The following is a 3,548-nucleotide window of genomic DNA, read 5'->3' as shown; positions in this document are numbered from 1 at the left end:
GGTGTGATCGGCATGGTCAGGGCGTCATCGGCCAGCCCACCCCAGTAGTCAGCCGATTTCCAAGTGCCGTTCAGTACAGACTCAGTAGTGCGGATGTAGAACGGCGCCCAGTTGTATTCGATGGAGGTAATTACCGACTTGGGGCCGAAGCACGAACCCGCTTCGCGGGAGGGGTGCTGGCGGCGCGGGTGACGCCAGAGCAAGAACGTAGCGAGTAGATCGAACAAGGCCGACCATTCCGGCTCCTTCAACCGAGGAGTCGAGAGATGAACGATCTTGTACCTGTTTCGCCCATCAGCCCGCTGCGCCAGCGGCTGATCGAGGATATGACCATGCGCCGGTTCAGCCCGGAGACGCAGCGCAACTATCTGCGCGATGTCGGGCGGTTCGCGACCTGGCTGGGGCGCTCGCCCCACACCGCGACCGCCGAGGATGTCCGGCGGTTCCAGATTGAGCAACGGGAAGCCGGGGTGCCGGCGCCGACCATGAACAGCATCGTGGCTGCGCTGCGTTTCCTCTTCACCCACACCCTCGACCGGCCCGGGCTTGCCCGCAAGCTGGTCCGCACCGCTCATGCTCGCAAGATCCCGGTGGTGCTGACCCAGCCCGAGGTGAAGCGGCTCCTCGACGCCACGACCTGCCTCAAGCACCAGGCCGCGCTGTCGGTGGCCTACGGTGCGGGGCTGCGGGTCGGCGAGGTCTCGGCGCTCAAGGTGTGCGATATCGACAGCAAGCGCATGCTGCTCAGGATCGAACGCGGCAAGGGTGGACGCTATCGCAACGCCATGCTGCCCGAAGGTCTGCTTGTGCTGCTGCGGGAGTGGTGGCGCGCGGGGCGGCAACAGGGTGTGCTTCATGCCGATGGCTGGCTCTTCCCAGGTCAGAACGCGACGGTGCCGATCAGCACCCGCCAGCTCTACCGGGTCGTCGTTCAAGCGGCAGAGGCAGCCGATATCGCCAAGCGGGTCGGACCGCACACCCTACGGCACAGTTTTGCGACGCATCTGCTCGAGGACGGCGTCGATATCCGCGTTATCCAGGCACTGCTCGGCCATGCCAAGCTCAACACCACGGCCTTCTACACCAAGGTGGCAACGAAGACGATGCGGGCAGTTGTCAGCCCGCTCGACCGACTGGCCTTGGCGGCACCGGATAACGAGGTGCCGAGCGGCTGAGAGCCGGTGCGCACCTCGCTCGAGGTTGCCGACGTCTTCCGTGCTGCCGGGCCTGCTTATCGGGCCGCCCATGCCGGGCACCTGAGCCTGCATCAGCTCAAGGTCATGTCGGCGATCGAGCACTGTCGCACCGCCGCGCTGGGCGGGCACGTCGAGGCCTGCACCGACTGCGGCCATTGGCGGATCGCCTACAACTCCTGCCGCAACCGCCACTGCCCCAAGTGCCAGGGCGCCGCCGCGCGGACCTGGCTCGCCGCGCGCGAGGCCGACCTGCTGCCGGTCGGCTATTTCCACCTCGTGTTCACGCTGCCCGCCGAGATCGCCGCCATCGCGTTCCACAACAAGGCTCTGCTCTACGACCTGCTGTTCAAGACCGCCTCGCAGACCATGCTGACCATCGCTGCCGATCCCAAGCATCTGGGTGCGCGCATCGGCATCACCGCCGTGCTCCACACCTGGGGCTCGGCCATGACCCATCATCCGCACATCCACATGATCGTGCCGGGCGGCGGTATCGCGCTGGACGGGGACCGATGGATATCGTCCCGCCCGGCCTTCCTCCTGCCGGTGCGCGTGCTGGGCGCTTTGTTCCGCCGTCTGTTCCTGACCCGGCTGCTGGCGCTTCACGATGCCGGCAAACTCGCCTTCTTCGGTAAGCTGGCGGAGTTGGCCGACCGCCGTGCGTTGCTGCGCCATCTGTCACCGGTGAGGAAGAAGCGCTGGGTCGTCTATGCCAAGCCGCCGTTCGCCGGTCCTGAGGCCGTGCTCGCCTATCTCTCGCGCTACACCCACCGGGTCGCGATCTCGAACAGTCGGCTCATCTCCTTCGACGAGGATGGCGTAACGTTCCGCTACAAGGATTATCGTCGCTCTGCCCCAGACCGGCAGCAGATCATGACGCTCGGCGCCGACGAGTTCATCCGCCGCTTCCTGCTGCACTGCCTGCCTCGTGGCTTCCACCGCATCCGCCACTATGGCCTCCTCGCCGGAAGCACTCGCAAGGCCCGTCTCGAACGCGCCCGCCAGCTGCTCGCGGTCGCACCGCCTGCCGTCGATGAGGCGCCCGTCGAACCGCCCGATCCCCACCCGCCATGCCCTTGCTGCGGCGGGCACATGGTCATCATCGAGACCTTCCAGCGCTGCCATCCGCCACGCGGTCCGCCGAGCGCAGCCGCTCCATCCGGGCAACCTGCGCCGTGACCCGGCTCGGCATGACACTGTTCCACCCCGCCGCAGCCACGCTTCCGGCGGCGATGACGTCCGCATATTACCCGCCCAAAAGCAGTAGTCGCATCACCAAAATCGGACGAACCGGCGTCCTACGGCTGCTTTGTCATCGCAAAATCGGACCGGCTGCTATCGGACCCTTCCGCTTATCGGCACCGTCAGCAGCCGTCGGGATCAGTGCAAAGTCGAAATCCCCATAGCGCACCGCGTGCGGCCCGCGGGTTCGGGCACCGTCGACTTTCCGACGCCTCGCGGCGTCCGAAACTCTAAACGGAAGCGGAAAGGCAGCTTTTATATCTTTGAGCGGATTAAGCGGACAGCGACTGCTGACCGAATCGCGAGCCGGTGCATTAGAGAATAGTCTGGAGAAACCCCTCTTGGCATAGACTTTTGCCGTCGTTGAAACGCCCTGCAGGACAGCCAACACGGAGCCGAGAGCCACAAACTAAATCGGTTTACTATTTAGCGCGCCTTTCCTACCATCCAGAGATGGCGAGAGAAACCTTTACGATTGAGGGCGCAGGCGCAATTTCTCTTACAGCCGAGGCTGAGGGGGATGCCTACGCTAAACCCGTCCTTCTTGCGCACGGCGGCGGGCAGACACGGCGCGCGTGGAGAAGGGTGGTCAGCGAGCTGGCTCAAGCCGGCTTTCGCGCAATCGCCTTCGACATGCGCGGTCACGGAGACAGCGATTGGTCGCCATGCGGAGCTTATGAAATGCGCGACTTCGCGGCGGATCTGGTCGCTGCAGCGTCGCGCCTGGACCAGAAGCCAGCGCTGGTCGGCGCTTCACTGGGCGGGCTCGCTGGACTGATTGCCGCAGGGGAGCTTGCTCCAGGTAGCTTTGCTTCACTCACATTGGTCGACATTGCCCCGCGCATGGAGCCCAGCGGTGTGATGCGCGTGGTTGGTTTCATGGAAGAGCATGTCGATAGCGGCTTTGCCTCACCAGAGGAGGCGGCCGACGTGATCGCTCGCTACATGCCGCATCGTCCCAGGCGGGGCGCGAGCGATGGTCTGAAAAGCTATCTGCGGCAGAAGCCGGATGGGCGCTTCTATTGGCACTGGGACCCTGTGTTTATCCGTAAAATAATGTCAGCCAGACAAGGCGACCCAGACAGCCAAGAACGTCAATCGGCAAAGAAT

4 protein-coding genes are annotated in these 3,548 nt (G+C 64.4%); 3 read left to right on the top strand and 1 reads right to left on the bottom strand.

All coding sequences use genetic code 11. The annotated features are described in order from the left end of the window. The coding region (locus ACHFFA_RS09620) for a hypothetical protein (protein ID WP_394270632.1) at positions 1-227 on the bottom strand (227 nt) is incomplete at its 3' end. A gap of 39 nt (positions 228-266) precedes the next feature. On the opposite strand from ACHFFA_RS09620, the gene ACHFFA_RS09615 reads away from it, so the two are divergent. The 3 genes from ACHFFA_RS09615 to ACHFFA_RS09605 all read left to right on the top strand — a co-directional run. Then, entirely contained in the window at positions 267-1,175 is a 909-nt protein-coding gene (locus tag ACHFFA_RS09615; RefSeq protein ID WP_394270631.1) for a tyrosine-type recombinase/integrase, read from the top strand. A gap of 6 nt (positions 1,176-1,181) precedes the next feature. Continuing rightward, positions 1,182-2,375, top strand: coding sequence for an IS91 family transposase (locus ACHFFA_RS09610; RefSeq protein WP_224800790.1), 1,194 nt, complete (start codon positions 1,182-1,184; stop codon positions 2,373-2,375). A 516-nt stretch (positions 2,376-2,891) separates the two neighbouring features. Further along, the coding region (locus ACHFFA_RS09605; protein ID WP_394270630.1) for an alpha/beta fold hydrolase at positions 2,892-3,548 on the top strand (657 nt) is incomplete at its 3' end.

Origin of the sequence: Qipengyuania sp., from assembly GCF_043423005.1 — a bacterium.
Taxonomy (GTDB): Bacteria; Pseudomonadota; Alphaproteobacteria; order Sphingomonadales; family Sphingomonadaceae; genus Qipengyuania.
The sequence above is the reverse complement of the archived record's forward strand: the minus strand, read 5'-3'. Positions and strand labels throughout refer to the sequence as shown.